The 21,291-nt window shown below is 63.7% G+C and carries 13 protein-coding genes; 11 read left to right on the top strand and 2 right to left on the bottom strand.

Features of this window, described 5'->3' with window-relative positions; all coding sequences use genetic code 11:
• Window positions 1-97: 97 nt before the first annotated feature.
• From JFU04_RS12955 to JFU04_RS12905, 11 genes are all read left to right on the top strand, one after another.
• Window positions 98-1,330, top strand: a complete 1,233-nt coding sequence (locus JFU04_RS12955) for an acyl-CoA dehydrogenase family protein (protein ID WP_201144240.1) — start codon at window positions 98-100, stop codon at window positions 1,328-1,330.
• A 95-nt stretch (window positions 1,331-1,425) separates the two neighbouring features.
• Complete coding sequence (locus JFU04_RS12950; protein ID WP_201144239.1) at window positions 1,426-3,192, top strand: ABC transporter ATP-binding protein; 1,767 nt, start codon at window positions 1,426-1,428, stop codon at window positions 3,190-3,192.
• Window positions 3,185-5,224, top strand: coding sequence for an ABC transporter ATP-binding protein (locus JFU04_RS12945; protein ID WP_242485892.1), 2,040 nt, complete (start codon window positions 3,185-3,187; stop codon window positions 5,222-5,224). Before JFU04_RS12950 ends, JFU04_RS12945 begins: the two co-directional genes overlap by 8 nt.
• 1,286 nt (window positions 5,225-6,510) lie before the next feature.
• Entirely contained in the window at window positions 6,511-7,662 is a 1,152-nt protein-coding gene (locus JFU04_RS12940) for an LLM class flavin-dependent oxidoreductase (RefSeq protein WP_065909883.1), read from the top strand.
• 20 nt (window positions 7,663-7,682) lie between these two features.
• Window positions 7,683-8,732 (top strand): ABC transporter substrate-binding protein, encoded by a 1,050-nt coding sequence (locus JFU04_RS12935; protein WP_201144238.1) that lies wholly within the window; start codon window positions 7,683-7,685, stop codon window positions 8,730-8,732.
• A gap of 102 nt (window positions 8,733-8,834) precedes the next feature.
• Window positions 8,835-9,893, top strand: a complete 1,059-nt coding sequence (locus JFU04_RS12930; protein ID WP_201144237.1) for an ABC transporter substrate-binding protein — start codon at window positions 8,835-8,837, stop codon at window positions 9,891-9,893.
• Between the two features lie 329 nt (window positions 9,894-10,222).
• Window positions 10,223-12,463 (top strand): TonB-dependent receptor, encoded by a 2,241-nt coding sequence (locus JFU04_RS12925; RefSeq protein WP_201144236.1) that lies wholly within the window; start codon window positions 10,223-10,225, stop codon window positions 12,461-12,463.
• Between the two features lie 150 nt (window positions 12,464-12,613).
• On the top strand, window positions 12,614-15,079 hold the full coding sequence (locus JFU04_RS12920) for a TonB-dependent receptor plug domain-containing protein (protein WP_201144235.1): 2,466 nt from the start codon (window positions 12,614-12,616) through the stop codon (window positions 15,077-15,079).
• 214 nt (window positions 15,080-15,293) lie between these two features.
• Entirely contained in the window at window positions 15,294-16,046 is a 753-nt protein-coding gene (locus JFU04_RS12915) for an ABC transporter permease (RefSeq protein ID WP_201144234.1), read from the top strand.
• An 8-nt stretch (window positions 16,047-16,054) separates the two neighbouring features.
• Window positions 16,055-16,816: an ABC transporter permease gene (locus JFU04_RS12910; protein ID WP_201144233.1), complete on the top strand. Its 762-nt coding sequence runs from the start codon at window positions 16,055-16,057 to the stop codon at window positions 16,814-16,816.
• Window positions 16,817-16,827: 11 nt separating this feature from the next.
• A complete protein-coding gene (locus JFU04_RS12905) occupies window positions 16,828-17,616 on the top strand; it encodes an ABC transporter ATP-binding protein (RefSeq protein ID WP_201144232.1) in 789 nt (262 codons plus the stop codon).
• A gap of 819 nt (window positions 17,617-18,435) precedes the next feature.
• On the opposite strand, the gene JFU04_RS12900 is transcribed toward JFU04_RS12905, so the two are convergent.
• Both JFU04_RS12900 and JFU04_RS12895 read right to left on the bottom strand, forming a co-directional pair.
• On the bottom strand, window positions 18,436-20,046 hold the full coding sequence (locus JFU04_RS12900; RefSeq protein ID WP_106804080.1) for a GMC family oxidoreductase: 1,611 nt from the start codon (window positions 20,044-20,046) through the stop codon (window positions 18,436-18,438).
• Between the two features lie 26 nt (window positions 20,047-20,072).
• Complete coding sequence (locus tag JFU04_RS12895) at window positions 20,073-21,290, bottom strand: mandelate racemase/muconate lactonizing enzyme family protein (RefSeq protein ID WP_065909902.1); 1,218 nt, start codon at window positions 21,288-21,290, stop codon at window positions 20,073-20,075.
• Between the last annotated feature and the right edge of the window lies 1 nt (window position 21,291).

The raw sequence follows: 21,291 nt of genomic DNA, 5'->3' as shown, positions 1-21,291 counted from the left end.
CACACAGTGGGGCTTTTCACATTGGCTTGGAACTTGCTCAAGCCCCTGCCAACACCGCAACCCCTGGGGAAGCGAACCCAAACAGAAGGATGAATGCATGACTACGTTTGAACAGGCGCCTGTACGCCAACTGCACAGTGAAGCCGAGGCCATCGCCGCGGCCAAGGACATCGCGGTGGAGATCGCCGCCATCGCCGCCGACCCCGAGCAGAACGGCCAACTGCCGTGGCGCCAGGCACAGCTGTTATCCGAAAGCGGCATCACTGCCATCGGCGTGCCGAAAGCCTTTGGCGGGCTGGGGGCTTCCGTGCAGACCATCGTCGAGACCGTGCGGATTATCTCGGTAGCCGATGGCGGCGTCGGCCAACTCCTGCAGATCCACAACGTGATGCTGCGCGGGATTTTCAACGGCTACCCGGATGCAGTGCGGGATCGGCTGGTCAGCGATGTGTTGGCTGGCAAACGCTTCGGCAACGCCCTGGCCGAGGTCGGCGGCAAGAACAAGTTCGCCCTGAAGACCCGCGTCGAACGCCGTGAGGACGGCGCCCTGGTACTCAATGGCAGCAAGTTCTACTCCACCGGCTCCTACCTCGCCGAATGGATCTCGCTCACCGCCGCCTCGGACGACGGCGGCGCCGGTGTACTGCTCAACCGCAACGCACCGGGCCTCACGCTGGTGGATGACTGGGCCGCCTTTGGCCAGAAAAACTCGGTCAGCGGCACGGTGAATTTCGACAATATCGTGCTGGACGAAGATTACGTCTCGCGCCGCAAAGGCCCGATGAAACGCACCGGGCTGACCTTCCCGCAGATCCTCCACGCGGCCATCGACACCGGCATCGCCGCCGGCGCCCTGTCTGCCGCCGTCGACTACCTCAAGCACCACGCGCGGCCATGGGTGGAAAGTGGCGTCGACCACGCCAATGAAGAGCCGCACATCATCAAGCAGATCGGTGAATACGCCGTCGCGCTGCGGGCTGCCGAATCGCTGCTGCGCGACGCCGCACGCGTGTTCGATGCCCATGAGCAAGACCCGGAGAACAAGGAACTGCAGGACGAATTGATTCTGTCGGTCGCCACCGCCCGCGCGCATTCCGACAGTGCCTCGCTGAAGATCTCCAGCGATATCTTCTCGCTGCTGGGCGCCAGCGCCTCGCTGAGCAAGTGGAACCTGGACCGCTTCTGGCGCAACGCCCGCGTGCACACCACCCACGACCCGATCCGCTGGCGCCTGCACCACGTGGGCAACTACTACCTCAACGACGTGGACCCAGGCGAATACACCGCGATCCTGAATGCCAAGGAAACCCAGGGCGCCACCCGTAAATAAAACCCTGCCGGCGATGGCGTCTTTAAGGGCGCCATCGCCGGCAAGCCGGGCTCCTGCAAGGTCCGGTATCCCCCGTTTATGTCTATGAGCTTTTCATGATTGAACAACACCCTCTTTTACGCAGCTTGGCGATCTACCGGGAAATACCCTGGCGATTCAGCCTGGTCGCGGCGCTGTACGTGGCGATCAACCTGGGGCTGGTCTGGCAGCAATGGCTGATCGGGCATGCCGTCAATGATGTCAGTGCCGGCCGCGCGGTGGTGCGCCTTGCGGATGGCAGCCTGGAGGCCGGCCTCGGCTGGTACTGGCTGGGGCTGATGCTCGCCGTGGCCCTCGGCCGTGGCGTGCTGCAGTACATCGCCAGCGTGCTCTCGCTGGTGATCAGCCAGGAACTGCTGACGCGCCTGCGCGAACGCATCCTCGCCCAGGTGCAAAGCCTGCACCTGGGCTACCACTGGCAGCACGGCATGGGCGAGATGATCACGCGCACGACCCGCGACGCCGACAAGGTCCGCGACGCGCTGATCACCTTCTGGCGCCAACTGGTGGAAACGCCGCTGGTGGTACTCGCCACGGTCGGCCTGCTCAGTTGGTACAACCCGCTGCTGGGGCTGGTGCCGTTGTTGCTGACGGTCACCGGGCTGTGGATTTTCGTGCGCCAGACCGAGCGCCTGGTGGGCCTGGATCGGGCGGTCGGCAGCGCCTACGACCGCGTCAACCAGGACCTGAGCGAAGGCATTGGCGGTGTGCGCGTGATCAAGTCATTTGCGCTGGAGCAGCGACGTATCCAGGGCTTCGCCGACCAGGTGGCGGTGTTCGCCGGCCTCGCGCGCCAGGCGTTGGCGTATTCCAGCTCGCGCATTCCACTGCCCCAGGCCGTGGTTGCGTTGGGGCATGTGTGGATCCTGGTGTACGGCGCGCACCTGGTCGCCGCCGGACAACTGAGCATTGGCGAACTGGTGACCTCACTGTTGATCGCCACCACCCTGGTGTTTCGCATCGAAGGGATCGGCCGGGTGATGCAGACCTTCGCCGATGCCCGCGCCAGTGCCGAGCGCATCTGGCAATTGCTCGACGCACCCGCCGCTATCCGCAGTGGTACTGCCACCCTGCCCGCCACGCCGCTGGGGCTCAAGTTGGAGCACGTCAGCGTGACGGCACCGGGCGGCGGTCGCGACATTTTGCAGGCGTGTTCGCTGAGCATCCAGCCGGGTGAAATCGTCGCACTGGTCGGCGCCACCGGTACCGGCAAAAGCCTGCTCGCCAGCTTGTTGCCGCGCCTGAGCGACGTGACTGCCGGGCGCGTATTGCTCGGCTCGGACGCCAGCGGCTGGCAGGACATTCGCGAGCTGCAACTCGGCCCGCTGCGCCAGCGCGTGCATGTGGTGCCGCAGGAAAGTTTCCTGTTCGCCGGCACCCTCGCCGCCAACCTGCGCCTGACCGCGCCCAGCGCCACCGACGCCCAGCTGCGCGATGCGCTGCACAGAGCCGCCGCCGACGACATCGTGCAGCGTCTGCCCCAAGGCCTGGATACACCCCTGGGCGACCGGGGCGTGACCTTGTCCGGTGGCCAGCGCCAACGCCTGTGCCTGGCCCGAGCGCTGTTGGGCACCCCCGACATTCTGTGCCTGGACGACGCCACCAGCGCGCTCGACGCCATCAGCGAGCGCCAGGTGTTGCAGAACCTGCGGCAACTGCGTGGCACCACGGTGCTGGTGATCTCCAGCAAGCTCTCGACCATTTTGCTGGCCGACCGCGTGTTGATGCTGGCCGACGGCAGAATCACGGCCATGGGCCGCCACACCGACCTGCAATCAACCAACGCGCACTACCGCGACCTGCTGGGGATCGACCATGGCTAACCCGCTGCCAGGCAAAGCCTTGAGCGATATCGAAATCGAAGAAATGCTCGCCAAGAAGGCCCTCGATCGCAGCATGTTCAAGCGGCTGCTGCCACTGCTGCGGCCGATCCGACGCCAGATCGCCGCGGTGATCGGCATTGAAATTGTGCTGGTGATCACGGTGTTCCTGCGCCCCTGGTTTGTGCGCGAACTGCTCGACCGCGGGCTGATCCAGCAGGCTGACCATTGGCTGCTGGATGAGCGCCTGGTGCTGTGGCTCGGCCTGGGCCTGGCAGCCAGTTGGCTGGCGCGCTTCCTGTTGGCCGGGGTCTCGCAGTTCGTCGCCGGCGGCGCGGCGATCCGGGTGCTGAACGCGTTGCGCGTGCAGGTGTTCGCACACGTGCAGGGCCTGAGCGTGAGTTACTTCGACCAGACGCGCGCCGGGCGCATCATTTCGCGGGTCGACCGCGATGTCGACGCGCTGGAGCCGCTGGTGATCCAGGGCCCGCCGGAACTGCTCGGCGCCCTGCTGCGCTGCGGCCTGGCGTCGGTGATGCTGTGGCGTATCGACCCCCGGTTTTTCCTCAGCCTGGTGGCGACGGTGCCGCTGCTGGTGCTGGCCACGTGGAGTTTCAAGCGCATCTCGCAGCGCAACTGGGCCAAGGTCGCGGAGAACCGCAGCCGCTTCACCGCGCACCTGGTGGAAAGCGTCAGCGGCGCGCGCCTGTTGCAGCAATGCGCGCAAGAAGCCCCCAACCTGCGGCGCTATCGCGGGCTGCTGGATGACTTCAACCAGGCGCTGATTCGCGGCAGCCTGCGCTCGTCGTGGTTTGCGCCCTTTACCGCGCTGCTCAGCTCGGCAGGCATCGCGCTGTTGCTGCTGGTCGGCGCCTACGGGCTGGCGGCGGGCGAAGTGAGTGTGGGCCAGGTCGCCGAAAGCCTGTTCTACGTGTTTTTGTTCCTCGGGCCGCTGCAGGAGCTGTCCGACCTGTTTGAGCGCTACGCCACCGGCTCGGCCTCGGCGCAGCGGATTTTCCTGCTGCTCGACACCACGCCGCAGATCATCGACCGTGCCACGCCGCATACGCTGGAACGGGCTCGCGGCGAAGTGCACTTCGACCAGGTCGGTTTCAGTTACGGCCAGGCGCCCGTGATCAATGGCCTGGACCTGCACATTCCGGCCGGTGAAGTGTTGGCGATCGTCGGTCCGTCCGGGCACGGCAAAAGCACCCTGGTGCAGTTGCTGACGCGTTTCTACGACGTGCAATCGGGCGCGGTGCGTCTCGACGGCATTGACGTGCGCGACCTGGCGCAACACACCCTGCGCCGTCACGTCGGCGTAGTGCTGCAGGACAACGTGCTGTTCAGCGGCAGCATCCTCGACAACCTGCGCCTGGCCGCGCCCCAGGCTGACGACGCCACGCTGATCGCCGCCGCCCGCGAACTCGGTGCCGATGAAGTGCTGGAGCGCCTGCCCCACCAGTACCACACCGAAGTCGGGCCGCTGGGCGCGCACCTCAGTCATGGCCAGCGGCAGTTGGTGTGCCTGGTGCGTGCGTACCTGGCAGACCCGGCGGTGCTGGTGCTGGATGAGGCGACTTCGGCGGTGGATATTCATACGGAGCGGCGGATTCAGTGGGCGTTGCGGCGCCTGTGCGAGGGGCGGACGGCGATCATCATTGCGCATCGATTGGCGACGATTCGCGATGCGGACCGGATCGCGGTGATCCGGCATGGGCAGGTGGTGGAGCTGGGGCCGCATGCGGGGCTTATTGCCCAGGAGGGGGCGTATGCAGGGTTGTATCGGAGTTATTTGCTTGGTGCTCGGGTGGGGGGGCGGAGGTGGTGCTTTTGTAGAGGTGAGGTATATCCGTTATTGGGGGGATGGCTGGCTATGGTTCCGCCCTTACGGCGGGTCACTTTTGAACAGCGCAAAAGTAACCAAAACGCTCTTGCCCCAACACTCGGCACCTCGCCTAGGCTCGGTGTGCCCTCACTCCGGCTTGAATCCGTGGGCCGCCGCAATGGGCCATCCCTGGCCCAGTGCGGCTAACCCGGCGTCCTGCCGGGTTACCCACGGATTCAAGCCTGCGTTCGGCCAGCGTGTTTAATGGGGCGCCTAGGATCAAGATCAAGATCAAAAGCGGCTCGCTTCGCATCGTGGGTTGTGTTTGTTTACGCCAGGCCGGTATTGAGGCCACACTGCCGATCCCTTGTGGGAGCCGTCGAGCCCCGGCGAGGCCGCGAAAGCGGTGGGTCAGGCACTAAATTCATTGGCAATGCCGCCGCCTTCGCGGCCTCGCTGGGGCTCGACGGCTCCCACATTTGATCCTTTGGGGCGGCGGATTGCGGGTGCGACTCAAGGCTGCTTGCGACAGACCGGTATCAAGCCAACACCGCCGATTCCCTGTGGGAGCCGTCGAGCCCCGGCGAGGCCGCGAAAGCGGTGCGTCAGGCGCGAAATTCATTGGCAATGCCGCCGCCTTCGCGGCCTCGCTGGGGCTCGACGGCTCCCACATTTGATCTTCTGGGTGGCGGATTATGGGGTGTGACTCAAGGCTGCTTGCGACAGACCGGTATCGAGGCTAACACCGCCGATTCCCTGTGGGAGCCGTCGAGCCCCGGCGAGGCCGCGAAGGCGGTGGGTCAGGCACTAAATTCATCGGCAATGCCGCCGCCTTCGCGGCCTCGCTGGGGCTCGACGGCTCCCACATTTGGTCTTTGGGGCGGCGGATTATGGGGTGTGACTCAGGCTGCTTGCGACAGGCCGGTATCGAGGCCGACACTGCCGATCCCCTGTGAGAGCCGGCTCCTACAGGTTCCTGCTTTTGATCTATCCACTCAGGCCGGCTGTCAGGCCGCCGTGCTTCTGCTTTTGATCTTGATCTTGATCCTAGGCGCCCCATCAAACACGCTGGCCGGAATTCGATATTGATTTGGGGGGTAAACCGGCAGGGATGCCGGTTTAGCCGCCCCGCGCCATGGATGGCGCGTGGCGGCGGCCCCCCAAATCAATGTCGGATTACGGGCACACCGAGCCTAGGCGAGGTGCCGAGTGTTGGGGCAAGAGCCCTTTTGGTTACTTTTGGGGCTCCTTTCCAAAAGTGACCCGCCGTAAGGGCGGAACCATAGGCCGCCATAACCGCAGCAACGGATATGCCCCCACCCCCTGCTGCCCCCTGAACACCCACTGCTGCAAGACTGCTGCCACAGCAACACCCCTCCCCCAAAATCCCCCCAACCCCCGCAACCATTACCCCCAACCCCAATGGCATGCCCGTTGCACACATCCCCTCAATCAGGTCCACGCACCTTGCACGACTGAAATCAGGAGCACCCATGAGCACTGAATTTTTCTGGCGCCTGCCATTGGGCACCGACGGCCCGCAGCTGACCACCGACAAGCACAACCGGGGCAACCCGGACTACCGCCCCGGCCATATCGCCCCCGGCCGCCTGCCGAATGGCGAGCCCGATGACTTCACCTACATCGACTACATCGCCCAGGTGGCCAAGGCCGCCGAACTCGCAGGCTTCGAAGGCGCACTGCTGCCCACCGGCCCCGAGCCGTGGATTGCCGCCGCGGCACTCGCCCGGGAAACCCGGCGCATCAAGTTCCTGATCGCCTTCCAGGCCACCTGGACCCTGCCCGCCTATGCCGCGCAGCAAGCCGCGATCCTGCAGAACCTCAGCCGTGGTCGCCTGGAGTGGAACATCATCACCGGCGGCAACCCGGCCAGCCAACGCGCCAACGGCGACTTTCTCGAACATGACCTGCGCTACAAGCGCACCGGCGAGTTCCTCGACATCATCCAGGGCCTCTGGGAAAACCAGAAATTCTCCTATGACGGCGATATCTACCAACTGGAAAACGGCTCGCTGCCCGCCGGCCTGCACAACGAACGCAAGCCGGGGGTGTATTTCTCGGGGTTCTCCGAGGCCGCGCTGGGTGTGGCCGCCCGACATGCCGACGTCTACCTGAACTGGGCCGAGCCGATCGACAAGCTCAAGCCGCACATCGACCGGGTGCGCGAACTGGCCGATAAACAGGGGCGTACCGTGCGTTTCGGCCTGCGCGTCGACCTGTTCGCCCGCGAAACCGAAGAGCTGGCCTGGAAAGACCTGCGCCGCCAGTTCGACAAGCTCGATGGCAAGACCAGTGCCGTGGCCAAGGGCTTTACCAGCGGCTCGGACTCGGTCGGTGCCGCCCGGCAAACCGCCTACCACCAGAACGTCGACCGCTTTGATGACCTGATCATCGGTCCCAACCTCTGGGCCGGTTTTGCCAAGGCCAAGCCGGGCCCGACCGTGGGCCTGGTGGGCAGCCACGAAAACATCGCCGAGCGCCTGGTGGAATACCGCGACGCCGGTTTCTCGACCTTTATCCTCGCCGGCAATCCGCACCTGGAAGAAGCCCTGCGCATTGGCCAGGAAGTCTTGCCGCTGGTGCACCAACGCCCGGCCGTCCAACCTTTGAAAGCCAGCGCCTGAACGCTGGGGGAGCCCCTTTGATGACGCAACCTCTCGACACCCTGTGGTACACCCGTTGTCCTGTGCCGACCGGCCTGGGCATTGCCGTGCAAAAAGGCTGGCTGCAAGACACTGTCGGTGCCCTCGGCACCGAGGTGCAGTCGCTGCGCGAGTCGAATGACAAGGCGGTGCGCGAGTCGCACTTCGACCACACCCTGCAGAATTCCGTGCGCCACGGTGGCAATATCCCGGCGATCTGGGCCCGCGCCCAAGGCCGTGAAACCCGTGTGATCGGCCTGTCCTGGGCGGACGAAGTGCAATTGATCCTGACCCGCCAGGACAGCGGCATCAAGACCGTCAAGGACCTCAAGGGTCGTACCTTCGGCCTGCCGGACTGGGTCGGCGCGCAGATCGACTTTACCCGCGCCCAGGCCCTGCGTGGCCTGGAAAACGCCCTGTCGCTGGAAGGCCTGAAGGTCGGCGACGTCAAGCTGAAGAACTTTCAATACGGCGGTACCTTCAGCGACAGCGCAGTGCGCAACGTGGCCGGCACACCGGTGACTGCGCAGACGACTGGACGCAACCTGGAGCTGATCGGCCTGCTGCGCGGCGAAGTTGACGCGATCTTCCTCAAAGGCGCCAGCGCGGCGCAGCACGCGCATGATTTCGGCCTGTACACGGTGATCGACACCGGCGCCCACCCCGACCCGCTGATCCGCAGCAACAATGGCACCCCGCGCACCCTGGCGGTCGACCTGAACCTGCTGGACCAGCATTTTGACGTGGCCACCGGCATTCTCGACTCCGTGCTGCGTGCCGAGCAGTGGGCGCACACCCACCCGGAAGACACCCGGCGCTACCTCGCGCGGGAAACCAACAGCAGCGAATACTGGGTGACCGCCGCCTATGGCGACGATGCCCACCTGCGCCTGCGTACAGGGCTGGATGAACAAGCCATTGCGGCCTTGCAGGACTTCACTCACTTCCTGCACCGGTGGCGCTTTATCCCGCAAAGCTTCGATGTGCGCGAATGGATTGACGCGCGGCCGTTGCATGCCCTGCTCGAAGGCAACACCGCACTCGCCGGCTAACCCCTGTAGGAGCCCGCTTGCCGGCGATAGCGTGTTTGCGGACGCCATCGCCACCCAGCCAGGCGCCCACAGAAGACTTCATGGATTGGAACGAAGAATTTTATGAGCAAACCACTCGATACTCTCTGGTACACCCACAGCCCGGTGCCCACCGGGCTCGGCATTGCGGTGCAGTCCGGGCGACTCGCCGAAGCCTTCCTGCCCTATGGCACCAATATCCAATCGCTGCGCGAGTCCACCGAGCGCGAAGTGCGTGAAGCGCACTATGACCATCACCTGCAGAATTCGGTGCGCCACGGCGGCAATATCCCGGCGATCTGGGCCTATGCCAGCGGCGTCGAAACCCGCGTGCTGGGGCTGTCGTGGAGTGATGAAGTGCAGTTGATCCTGACCACCGCCGAAAGCGGCGTGAAGAGCGTGCGCGACCTGAAGAACCGGCGCTTCGGCCTGCCGAAATGGGCCAACGTGCAAATCGACTTCACCCGTGCCCAGGCGCTGCGCGGGCTGGAAAATGCGCTCAAGCTCGAAGGCCTGGAGGTCGCGGATGTGGAGCTGGTGGACTACCCCTACGGCGGCACCTACAGCGACAACCAGACCTCCTACGTCTATGGGCCGGAAGTCAGCCTGGGCGTCAGCCGTTTCAGCCGGCGCAATAACGAACTGATCGGCCTGCTGCGCGGCGACATCGACGCGATCTTCCTCAAGGGCGCGCATGCCGTGCACCTGGCCAACGAGTTCGGCCTGCATGTGGTGGTCGACACCGGTTCGCACCCGGACCCGCTGATCCGCTCCAACAACGGCACGCCCCGCACGCTCACGGTGGATATCCACCTGCTGCAGGAACACTTCGATGCCAGCGTGAAGATCGTCGACACGGTGTTGCGCACCGAGCAGTGGGCCTGGGCCAACCCGGACGAAACCCGGCGTTTTCTCGCCAAGGAACTCAATACCAGCGAGTACTGGGTCACGGCGGCGTATGGCGAGGACGCGCATCGGCGTCTGCGCACGACCCTCGACTCCCGTTCGATTGAAGCACTGCAGGATTTCACCGATTTCCTGTTCCGCTGGAACTTCATCCCACGCCGTTTTGATGTGCGCGACTGGATCGATTTCAGCGTGCTGGAAAAAGTCATCGGTTCCACCTCTCGCGTCGCCGTGTAACCCTCGCACCGGCGATGGCGATCTCGATGACGCCATCGCCGCGCTACGACGATTCGACAAGCCGGGCTTCTACAAATCTGCTGAAACCAGGGCCAATTGTGTTGGCCTGGCAACACCTCTCCTGCTGCTCCAGCAGCACCCGCCAAGCATTTTCTGCTGATTGTTCCACAGGCCTGTCCCGAGGACTTTTTTCGCCTGCTTATTTCCACCCAAACCTGTTTTTTTAGTGTTTATATTCAACAGCTTATGCGCTTGTATCAACACTGAAATCCTCTTGGCACGATCTCTGCTCTAGCCCCTTCAAGGACACTTTTCCGGGGGAGACTGCAATGCATAAAATCAATCCAATCACCAAGGGCTTATGGCTGGCTTTACTGGTCGCCGGTGGCGCGCACGCCGCTGAAGAAGACACCGCTAAAACCGAGCCGTCACTCAAGACCGTCACCGTCACCGCACAGCACCGCGAGGAAACCCTGCAAGAGGTTCCGGTGGCCGTGTCGGCGGTCCAGGGCACTACCCTGGTCGCCGACGGCGTACGCAATATGGGCGACATCACCACCTTCATTCCCAACGCCTCGGCGAAGAACCCGGACGGTGACGGGCGGCCGCGCTGGTACATCCGTGGGCTGGGCACCGGCGATACCGGCGCGGCGACCGTCTACCCGGTGGGCATCTATGCCGATGACGTCTACCTGAACGCGCCGATTGCCGGCGGCGGGCCGCTCTGGGACCTGGAGCGCATCGAGATTCTGCGCGGACCACAGGGCACGCTGTACGGCAAGAACACCACCGCGGGTGCGGTGAACATCATCTCCAAGAAGCCGACCTTCGACACCGACGGGTTCGGCACTATCGGCTTTGGCAGCAAGAACGAACGCATCCTCAGCGGCGCCCTGGGCGGCGCCCTGGTGGATGAAAAACTCGCCGCGCGGATCTCGCTGTACTCCGAGGAACGCGACGGCTTCCAGAAGAACCTGGTGGACGATCACACCTACGGCGACGTGAACAAAAAGGCCGTGCGCCTGCAATTCTTCGCCCAGCTCAATGACGATCTCGACGCGTTGTGGAAGATCCACGCCCGCGAGTTCAAGGGCGATGGTGCCAACGGTGCGCTGACCCTGGGCCGTTACTACAACGTCGGCTACCAGCGCCCGCTGGGGCGCAATATCGCGCTGAACGTGAAGGACGATTCCAAGCTCGACCACGACGGCACCTCGCTGACGCTCAACTGGCACCTGGGCGACTACACGCTGACGTCGATCACGGCCTACGACTACATTCGCGGCCAGTCCAGCGGCGACGCCGACTACACCCCGTACGAGGTCAACGGCACGTCCACCGCCGACAACAAATACACCCAGTATTCACAGGAAATCCGCCTGGCCTCGCCCCAGCAGGAAACCCTGCGCTGGCTGGCCGGCGCCCATTACTTCCACGAAGACCTCGACAGCAGCGCCGGGCGGTTTATCCAGCCTGGCCCGACACCGAACGGCACCGGCTCCAACCAGATCAACGGCGCCACGGACTTTCGTGACCTGAGCTACGACCACAAGACCGACAGCTACGCGCTGTTCGGCAACCTGACCTACGACTTCACCGACAACTTCAGTGTGACCGGTGGCCTGCGCTGGACCCAGGAAAAGAAAGACATCGACCTCAACCTCGCGCAGCTGACCCGCGCCACCGCCAACGGCCCGTTGATCCCGCTGGCCGCTGCCGGCAGCAACGGCAATCGCCAGGAAAACAAGACCTGGGAGGCCTGGACCTACGATCTGACCCCGGAATACCGCATCAACGACAACGTGCGGGTGTTCTTGCGCTATGCCCACGGCTTCCGGTCCGGCGGCTTCAACACCGGGCTGTCGACCAGCCTGTCGCAGTTGACCACGGTGGATCCGGAACAACTCGACGCGTATGAATTCGGCGTCAAGTCCGAGTGGTTCAACCACCGCCTCACGGCCAACGCGAACATCTTCTACTACGACTACTCGGACATTCAGGTGAACCTGCTGACGGTCAACAACGGCGTGCTGACCACGGCGCTGACCAACGGCGCCAAGGGCAAGGTCAAGGGTGCCGAGCTGGAACTCGAAGGCCAGCCGACCGACTACCTGCACCTGCGCGCGGCGGTGTCGTTCCTCGATACCGAGTACACCGACTTCAAGAACACCAACCCGACCACGGGCGCGGTCACCGGCGACTACAGCGGCAACAGCTTCGTGCGTTCACCGCGCAACGTGGTGTCGCTGGGCGGCGACTACACCTTCCCGCTGGAGATCGGCGGCAAGCTGGTGGCCGGTGCCGACGTGAGCTTTCGTGACAAGGAATACTTTCTCGCCGACCGCCAGAGCAGCGCCGACAAGGACTTGAGCCAAGCGCACTACACCTTGGCCAACAGCCGCCTGACCTGGTACAGCGCGGATGAAAAACTCAGCGTCACCGGGTTCGTGAACAACCTCACCGATCGCCGCTACCAAGTGCATGGCCGGCCCAACGGTGGCCTCGGCCAATACGTGATCACCTATGGCGACCCGCGCACCGTGGGCCTGAGCGTGACCAGCCGCTTCTAAGCCAAACGCTGGAGGGTATTTATCCGCCTAGCAGGATCAATGTGGGAACTGGCTTGCCAGCGCCCACAACTGGCCCCCATTGCTTGAGCCACGACACCCGGCCCGCCATCGCCACTATCCAGTCATTCTATTGTTGAAAGGACCACTTCCATGTTCCAACGTACTCCGTTGGCCGGCGCCATCGCGCTGGTCATGGGCAGCCTTGCCCTGCCCGTCGTCGCGGCAGACGACACCCAACCGACCGTCAAAAACGATCACCTCGACACCGTGGTGGTCCTCGGCACCCGGCGCAGCGACCTGACCGCCCTGCAAAGCGCAGCACCGGTGGACGTGCTCTCCGGCGAGCAATTGCAACAGACCGGCGCCACCGATTTGTCCGGTGCCCTCACCGCCCTGTCGCCATCGTTCAACTTCCCACAGTCGCCGCAGGGTGCCTTCGCCGGTTCCATCGCCCAGGGCGCCTCGTTGCGTGGCCTGGCCTCGGACCAGGTGCTGGTGCTGGTCAATGGCAAGCGCCGTCACAGCAGCGCCAACATCACCCGCCAGAGCCTGGTGAACGGGCGTGGCGCAGCGGCGGTGGATTTGAGCCTGATCCCACTGAGCGCGATCCAGCGCGTCGAGATCCTGCGCGACGGCGCCGCCGCTCAGTACGGCTCGGATGCAATCGCCGGGGTGATCAATATTGTGCTCAAGGAAAACGATGACGGCGGCAACCTCGGCTACCGCTTCGGCGGCTACGACAAGGGCGACGGCATCCAGCGCAAGCTCAGCGGCTGGAAGGGTTTCGCGTTGCCCAACGACGGTTTCCTGACCCTGAGTTTCGACGCCGGCAGCCAAGACCCGGCCAGCGATACCAACCCCGACAACCGGATCTTTTACCCCGGCGACACCAGCATCAACACGCCCCGCGAGCAGAACAACCGCTACCGCACCTGGCGCTGGGGCGCGGGCAATGTCTCGGACCAGTACAATTTTGTCGCCAACAGCGAAATCGGCGTCGGCGAGGGCCTGACCGCCTATGGCTTTGCCACCTATGCCCACAAGAACACCGACGCCGAAGGCTTCTTCGACCCGCCGACCACCCTGCGCAACAACTACGGCAGCACCGCGTTGCAGCGTTACCCGGACGGTCGCTTGCCGATCACCCGCTACAGTCTGGAAGACTACGCCGTCACCGGCGGCCTGCGCTTCGAGAACGACCAACTGGGCAAGTTCGACCTGGCCCTGAACCATGGCAACAACACACTTGAGTCCGCTGACCGCAATGCGATCAACCCCAGCTATGGGGTCAACAGCCCATCATCGATCTACACCGGCAAGCGCGAAAACGACCAGACCAACCTGACCCTGGACTGGGTGCGCGACTTCCCCACCGACCTGCTGTTCAAGCCGCTGACCCTGTCGGCGGGCCTGGCCTGGCGCAAGGAAAACTACCAGTTGAGCGCGGGCGAAGCCGCCGGCTGGCAGAACGGGCCGCTGTTCAACACCATCGACCCGATCACCGGGCGGCGCATTCCGGGCTATTACTCGGGCATCACCCAGGTCGATGCGGCCTCGCTGGACCGCAAGGTGCTCGGTGCCTACATCGACGTCGAAGGCCAGATCACCGAGAAATTCCAGGCCGGCGTGGCGGTGCGCACCGAGCACTATTCGGACTTTGGCGACACCACCAACGGCAAGCTGTCGCTGCGCTATGACTTCACCCCACAGATCGCCGCCCGGGCCACCGCCAGTACCGGCTACCGCGCGCCGTCGCTGGTGCAGAGCGGCATGTCCTCATTCAGCGTGCAGGTGGTGGAGCAACCGCCGGGCAGCGGCAACTACGCCGAGGTGCAGCAACGCACCCTGCGTGCCAATAGCCCGGAGGCCCAGGCACTCGGCGGCAAGGCGCTCAAGCCCGAGGAGTCGACCAACTACTCCCTTGGCCTGGTGTGGCGCCCACTGGAAAATGCCTCGGTGACGGTGGATGCCTACCGGATCAACATCAATAACCGCATCACCCTCTCCGACCAATTGCCCGCCAGCGTGGTCTCGCCGATCTTCGCCGGCACGCCCTACGCGAATATCCAGAGCGCGGCGTTCTACACCAACGTGGCCGACACCCGCACGGACGGCGTCGAGTTGACCGGCAACTACCAGTGGGACCTGCAGCAATGGGGCCGCCTGAACCTGAGCAGTGGTTTTGCGCAGAACAACACCACCATCACCGGCTTGCGCGACGTCGGCAATATCAAGGGCTCGCAAATCATCGGGCGCAATACCCAGGGCCTGATCGAAGATGGCACCCCGCAAAACAAGCTGACCCTGAGCGCCAACTGGCTGTATGAAAACTGGGGGCTGACCATTGCCCAGCGCCGCTACGGCGAGTGGAAAAGCCTCAACGCCACCAACCCCAACCTCGACCAGACCTACAGCCCGCAATGGGTGACTGACCTGGACCTGTCCTACACCTTCCACAAGGGCGTGAAGGTCTCGGTGGGCGCGATCAACCTGTTCGACTCGCACCCGGACAAGGCTGACGGCGCGCAGCTGTATGGCGTGCCCAAGTACTCGATCACCAGCCCGGAAGGCGCGCAGGGTGCGTTCTACTACACCAGTGTGAGCTACGACTTCTGAGAAGACTGCTGAATGGGTGCTGCTCCAGCAGCACCCGATCACCATTTCCCAGCGACCACCCCCTGTAGGAGCCCGGCTTGCCGGCGATGATGTCTCCGCAAATGCGCACACCTGCAGGCCCCATCGCCGCCAAGCCAGCGCCTACAGGAAGATTCGGTGATGTGGCACATGTCTTGCGATAGCTGCTGGGTATTCAGCTGAATTAAGACTTGCCATGCGCCTGCTTCGATACCTCACCTGGCTTATCTCGCCCGTGGCCCTGCTGGCCGTCTGGACGCTGGTGGCCCACCTCGGGATTTTCCCGCGCAATCTGCTGGTACCGCCCGCCCAGGTGCTGCAGACCTTCGAAGACCTGCTGGCCAGTGGCGAGCTGCTCGAGCACCTCGGCAACAGTCTGTCGCGCCTGGGCCTCGGCTTTGGCATCGGCTCGCTGTGCGGGTTGGCCTTCGGCGTGCTGATGGCGCTGTCGAAAAACGTCGAGGCGTATTGCGGCCCGCTGTTTCATACCCTGCGCCAGATCCCCAGCATCGCCTTGATCCCGATGTTCGTGCTGCTGTTCGGCATTGACGAAACCTTCAAGATCATCATCGTCGCCAAGACCGCATTCTTCCCGGTGGCACTGGCCGCTGGCGAAGGTGTACGGGGCATCCCGCGCAGCTATTTCGAAGTGGCGGACGTGTATCGCCTGCGCTGGCCGACTTTTGTGCGCATGGTGGCCCTGCCCGCTGCGGCGCCGCCGATCATCACCGGCTTTCGCATCAGCCTGACCCGCGCCTGGGTGGTGCTGGTGGCAACTGAGTTGCTGGCCGCCGACAGTGGCCTGGGCCAGATGATCGAGATGGCGCGGCAGATGCTGCGCATCGACGTGGTGATGGTCGGCGTGGTGGTCACCGGAGTGATCGGTTTTACCCTCGACTATGGCTTTCGCCGCATCGAACAACGCCTGTTCCGCTGGCAAACCCGCTAGGAGTTCCGATGGTGCCTGTATTGAAAAAAGCCCGTGGGCTGTTGCTGCCGCTGCTGCTGATCCTCGCCTGGGAATATGCCTCTCGCCAGGACGCCGCCGGCGCGTATGCGTTCGTGCCACTGTCGGCAATTGGCTCGGCGCTGCTGGAGATGCTTGGCAACGGCGAACTGCTGGTCAACCTGCTGGCGAGCCTGGCGCGCACCAGCAGTGGCCTGGCCCTGGGCATTCTGTTCGGGGTGACGCTGGGGGTGCTGATGGCGCTGTCCAGCGTGGCCAACCGCTTGATCGGTCCGTTGTTCCATGCGATTCGCCAGGTGCCGATGCTCGGCTGGATCCCGCTGATTGCCATGTGGTTCGGCAATGGCGAGTTCTCCAAAGTGCTGATCGTCAGCCTGGCGACGTTTTACCCGATGGTGCTCAACACTTACCAGGGCTTCAGCCACGTCGAGCGCCGCTACCGCGAAGTCGGCCAGGTGCTGGTCCTCACCCCGCTGCAGCAATTTACCCAGGTGCTGTTGCCGGCAGCCTTGCCGAGCATCGCCACCGGTGTCCTGCACGCGCTGGCGTTTGCCTGGGTAACGGCGATCGGCAGTGAGCTCTTCCTGTCCTCGGGTGCCGGCCTGGGCAACCTGATGATGAACGCCGAGGCCGGCTCGCGCATGGAAGTCATCGTGCTCAGCGTGCTGTGCATCGGCTTGCTCGGCTACCTGATGACCCTGTTGTTCACCCTGCTGAGCCGCCACCTGCTGCGCTGGCGCAACCTCCGTTGAAAGGCCTCGATATGAATGCAATCGCCCACGCTTCCCTTCATCAACACGTGCAGACCGGCGCCCTGCAGATTCGCGGCTTGAACAAAGCTTATCGAATCGAAGGCCGCGCCTTGCCGGTGCTGCAGGACATCCACCTCGACGTACGCCCGGGTGAATTCGTCAGCATCGTCGGCGCCAGCGGCTGCGGCAAATCCACCTTGCTGCGCCTGATCGTCGGGCTGGAAGCCGAATACGAAGGCGACATCCTGCTCGACGGTAAACGCATCGCGTCCACCAGCCTGGAGCGCGGCATCGTGTTCCAGGACCACCGACTGTTCCCGTGGATGACCGTCAGCCAGAACATCGCCCTGGCGCTGAAAAACCACGCGCTGCCCGCGGCCGAAAAAGACCGCCAGGTCGCCGAACATATCGCCCTGGTCAACCTCAGCGGCTTTGAAAACGCCTACCCGCACCAGCTTTCCGGCGGCATGGCCCAGCGCGCAGCCATTGCCCGGGCGTGGATCAACAAGCCCAAGGTGTTGCTGCTGGACGAGCCCCTCGGCGCCCTCGATGCCCTGACCCGCGTGCACCTGCAGCGTGAGTTGCAACGCATCTGGGTGCAGCAGCGTTGCACGGTGATCATGGTCACCCACGACATCGAAGAAGCGCTGTACCTGGGCGACCGGGTGATCGTGATGGATGCCCATCCGGGGCGGATCAAGCATGAAATCCAGGTCGACCTGCCGCACCCGCGCGACCGCGCCTCGCCGGTGTTGCAGGGCTACAAGGAGCAGTTGCTGGAAGAATTGGTCGGGCACTGATCTGTCCTGCCCCTGAAAAGTGTGGGAGCGGGCTTGCTCGCGAAAGCGGTGTGTCAATCGCTGGAAGTGCTGACTGATCCACCGCTTTCGCGGGCAAGCCCGCTCCCACATTCGGGAATGCATCGGCCACTGATGCGGCGCAAGGCCCGGCAATTTCAGCCACGCCGCTAAAATCCACGCCTCACACCAATCAAAATTGTGGGAGCGGGCTTGCTCGCGAAGGCGGTGTGTCAGTCGCTGGAAGTGCTCACTGAGCCACCGCTTTCGCGAGCAAGCCCGCTCCCACATTGGGGGATGCATCGGCCACTGATGCGGCGCAAGGCCCGGCCATTTCAGCCACGCCGCCATAATCCAGGCTTCACACCAATCAAAAATGTGGGAGCGGGCTTGCTCGCGAAGGCGGTGTGTCAGTCGCTGGAAGTGTCGACGGATCCACCGCTTTCGCGAGCAAGCCCGCTCCCACATTGGGGGATGCATCGGCCACTAATGCGGCGCAAGGCCCGGCCATTTCAGCCGCGCCGCCATAATCCAGGCTTCACACCTATCAAAAATGTGGGAGCGGGCTTGCCCGCGAAGGCGGTGTGTCAGTCGCTGGAAGTGTCGACGGATCCACCGCTTTCGCGAGCAAGCCCTCTCCCACATTGGGGGATGCATCGGCCACTGATGCGGCGCAAGGCCCGGAAATTTCAGCCACCCCGCCAAAATCCAGGCCTCACACCAATCAAAAATGTGGGAGCGGGCTTGCTCGCGAAGGCGGTGTGTCAGTCGCTGGAAATGTCGACTGACACCTCGCTTTCGCGAGCAAAGCCACTCCCACACTCAAGCATCCTCGAGAATCAGGTCAGCGCCCTTCTCTGCCACCATCAGCACCGCCGCGTGGGTGTTGCCCGAGGTCACGTTGGGGAAGATCGATGCATCGACGATGCGCAAGCCCTGCAGGCCGTGCACTTTCAAGCGTTTGTCGACCACCGACACCTGCGGGTCCGAGCCCATGGCGCAGGAGCCGCACAGGTGGTAGATCGAGCCGCTGTTTTCGCGGAAGTACTGCAGCATCTGCTCATCGGTCTGCACCGCATCGCCGGGCAATACTTCGGCCACGGTGATGCCCTTGAGCGCGGGCGCCTGCATGATCTTGCGCATCAACCGGCTGCCCTGGATCACCTCGTCGATGTCCTTCTCGGTGCTCAGGTAGTTGGGGTCGATCAGTGCCGCGTCCCGTGGGTTTTTCGAGGCGATGCGAATGGTGCCGCGGCTGGTTGGCCGGCACGGGTTGAAGCACAGCAGGAAGCCGGAATACGGCTCGGGCTTGAGGCTGGCCTTGTTGTTTTTCGGGATCTGGTACGACAGCGGATTGAAGTACAGCTGCAGGTTCGGGTCCTTCTGCGCCTCGTTGCCGCGAAAGAATCCGCCCGCCTGGTTCACGCTCATGGCCAGCGCGCCCTTGCGGGTCAGCAGGTACTTGAGGCCCAGTTTCAACTGGCCGAACAGCGAACTGAGTTCGTCGTTCAGGGTCGGGATATTGGCCTTGTAGTAGTAGCTCGCGCACAGGTGGTCCTGCAGGTTCTCGCCCACCGCCGGCAGGTGCTTGACCAGCGGGATCGCATGCTCGGCCAGCAGGTGCCGGTCGGCAACGCCGGACAATTGCAGGATCTTCGGCGTGTCCACTGCACCGGCGCACAGGATCACTTCCTTGCGCGCGCTGAAGGTGCGCGCCACGCCGTGCTGGGTGACGGCAATGCCGGTGGCGCGCTGCTGGTCGTCGAACAGCACGCGGTCGACCAGTGCATGCAGCTCCACCGTCAGGTTCGGCCGGCCGAGCGCCGGGTGCAGGTGCGCAAAGCTGCTGGAGCAGCGTTCGCCGTTGCGGGTGTTGACGTCATACAGGCCAGCGCCTTCGAAGTGCGGGCCGTTGAAGTCGTCGCTGTGGGCGTAGCCGAGCTGTTCGCAACCCTTGAGGAATACGTCGCAGATCGGGTGGGTCTGGCCCTTCATCGGCGTGATGCTGATGGGGCCGCTGCCGCCGTGGTACTCGGTGTCGCCCAGCGGATGATTCTCCAGTTTGCGAAAGTACGGCAACACGTCCGCAAAGCCCCAGCCGTCGTTGCCGTTCGCGGCCCAGTCATTGAAGTCATGGGCCTGGCCGCGCACGTAGATCATCGCGTTGATCGAGCCCGAGCCGCCCTGCACCTTGCCGCGTGGCGCGTAGATTTCGCGCCCGGCCAACTGCTTTTGCGGCTGGCTGTAGTACATCCAGTTGAAGGTCGGGTTGTAATACATCTTGGCGAATCCGACCGGGATCTTGAACCACCAGGAGCTGTCCTTGCCGCCGGCTTCGAGCAGCAACACCGAGTATTCGCCCGAGGCGGACAGCCGGTTGGCGAGGATGCAACCTGCGGCGCCAGCGCCGGCGATGATGTAGTCATATGTCATTCACGGTTACCGCGTAAGTCGTTTTTTTAGCCCTTGGCGGGCGAAGTGTCTTTGACGTCAGCCGGCGTCGGCGCCATTTGCAGGTGCAGGCGCTGACCGCTGTACGGCGTGTGTTTGCGCACCACGTCCATGTTCAGTTCCACGCCCAGGCCCGGCTCGGTGGACGGGATGATGTAGCCGTCCTCCCATTGCAGCGGCTTGGTCAGCACTTCTGCGTGGAAGCCGCCCCAGGTCATGATGCTTTCCTGGATCAGAAAGTTCGGCGTGCAGGTCGCCAGCTGGAAACTCGCCGCCGCGCCAATCGGCCCGTTGTACAGGTGCGGTGCGATCTGCGCGTAGTACGCCTCGGCCATGCTCGCGATTTTCTTGGCTTCGAGCAGCCCGCCGCAGCGCGCCACGTTCATCTGCAGGATCGACGCGCCGCCGGCCTGCAGCAGCTTGAAGAATTCATACTTGGTGGTCAGCCGTTCGCCGGTGGCAATCGGGATACTGGTCTTGGCCGCGACTTGGGCCATGGCGTCTTCCTGGCCGGGTGGCACCGGCTCTTCGAACCACAGCGGGTCGTATTTTTCCAGGCGCTTGGCCAGGCGGATTGCCGACGACGGCACCATCTGCCCATGGGTGCCGAACAGCAGGTCGCATTTGTCGCCCACCGCTTCGCGGATCTTGCGGCAGAAGGTTTCGCAGCGTTCCAGCACTTCCAGCGAAATCTGGTGGCCGGAGTACGCGGTGTAAGGGCCGGCCGGGTCGAACTTCACGGCGGTGAAGCCTTTGTTCATGTTGTCGATGGCGCATTCGGCGGCCAGGTCCGGATCGTCGTAGTCGTACTCGCCTTTGCTATTGACCGGGTACAGGTAGGTGTAGGAGCGCAGGCGCTCGTTGACCTTGCCGCCCAGCAGCTCGTAGACCGGCTTGTTGGCGGCCTTGCCGATGATGTCCCAGCAGGCCATCTCCAGGCCGCTGACCACGCCCATCATGGTCAGGTCCGGGCGCTGGGTGAAACCGCTCGAGTAGGCCTGGCGGAAGAAGCGCTCGATATGGTGCGGGTCATGGTCGAGCAGGTAGCGTTCGAACACATCCTCGATGATCGGCAGCATGGCCTTGGGGCCGAACGTCGCGGCGTAGATCTCGCCGACACCTTCGATGCCGCAGTCGGTCTTGAGTTTGACGAACAGCCAGTACATGCCACCGATGTGCGGCGGCGGGACAGCAACGATATGGGTTTCAAGGGCGACGATTTTCATC

It is taken from the genome of Pseudomonas sp. TH21 (assembly GCF_016651025.1).
Classification (GTDB): domain Bacteria; phylum Pseudomonadota; class Gammaproteobacteria; order Pseudomonadales; family Pseudomonadaceae; genus Aquipseudomonas; species Aquipseudomonas aylmerensis.
Note: the sequence above shows the minus strand (reverse complement) of the source record. Positions and strands in the feature narration are given on the sequence as shown.

Coding starts and splice junctions, on each gene's coding strand:
- JFU04_RS12895 (WP_065909902.1), bottom strand. CDS start 21,290: ATGAAAATCGTCGCCCTTGAAACCCATATCGTTGCTGTCCCGCCGCCG.
- JFU04_RS12910 (WP_201144233.1), top strand. CDS start 16,055: ATGGTGCCTGTATTGAAAAAAGCCCGTGGGCTGTTGCTGCCGCTGCTG.
- JFU04_RS12925 (WP_201144236.1), top strand. CDS start 10,223: ATGCATAAAATCAATCCAATCACCAAGGGCTTATGGCTGGCTTTACTG.
- JFU04_RS12930 (WP_201144237.1), top strand. CDS start 8,835: ATGAGCAAACCACTCGATACTCTCTGGTACACCCACAGCCCGGTGCCC.
- JFU04_RS12920 (WP_201144235.1), top strand. CDS start 12,614: ATGTTCCAACGTACTCCGTTGGCCGGCGCCATCGCGCTGGTCATGGGC.
- JFU04_RS12945 (WP_242485892.1), top strand. CDS start 3,185: ATGGCTAACCCGCTGCCAGGCAAAGCCTTGAGCGATATCGAAATCGAA.
- JFU04_RS12940 (WP_065909883.1), top strand. CDS start 6,511: ATGAGCACTGAATTTTTCTGGCGCCTGCCATTGGGCACCGACGGCCCG.
- JFU04_RS12955 (WP_201144240.1), top strand. CDS start 98: ATGACTACGTTTGAACAGGCGCCTGTACGCCAACTGCACAGTGAAGCC.
- JFU04_RS12935 (WP_201144238.1), top strand. CDS start 7,683: ATGACGCAACCTCTCGACACCCTGTGGTACACCCGTTGTCCTGTGCCG.
- JFU04_RS12950 (WP_201144239.1), top strand. CDS start 1,426: ATGATTGAACAACACCCTCTTTTACGCAGCTTGGCGATCTACCGGGAA.
- JFU04_RS12900 (WP_106804080.1), bottom strand. CDS start 20,046: ATGACATATGACTACATCATCGCCGGCGCTGGCGCCGCAGGTTGCATC.
- JFU04_RS12915 (WP_201144234.1), top strand. CDS start 15,294: ATGCGCCTGCTTCGATACCTCACCTGGCTTATCTCGCCCGTGGCCCTG.
- JFU04_RS12905 (WP_201144232.1), top strand. CDS start 16,828: ATGAATGCAATCGCCCACGCTTCCCTTCATCAACACGTGCAGACCGGC.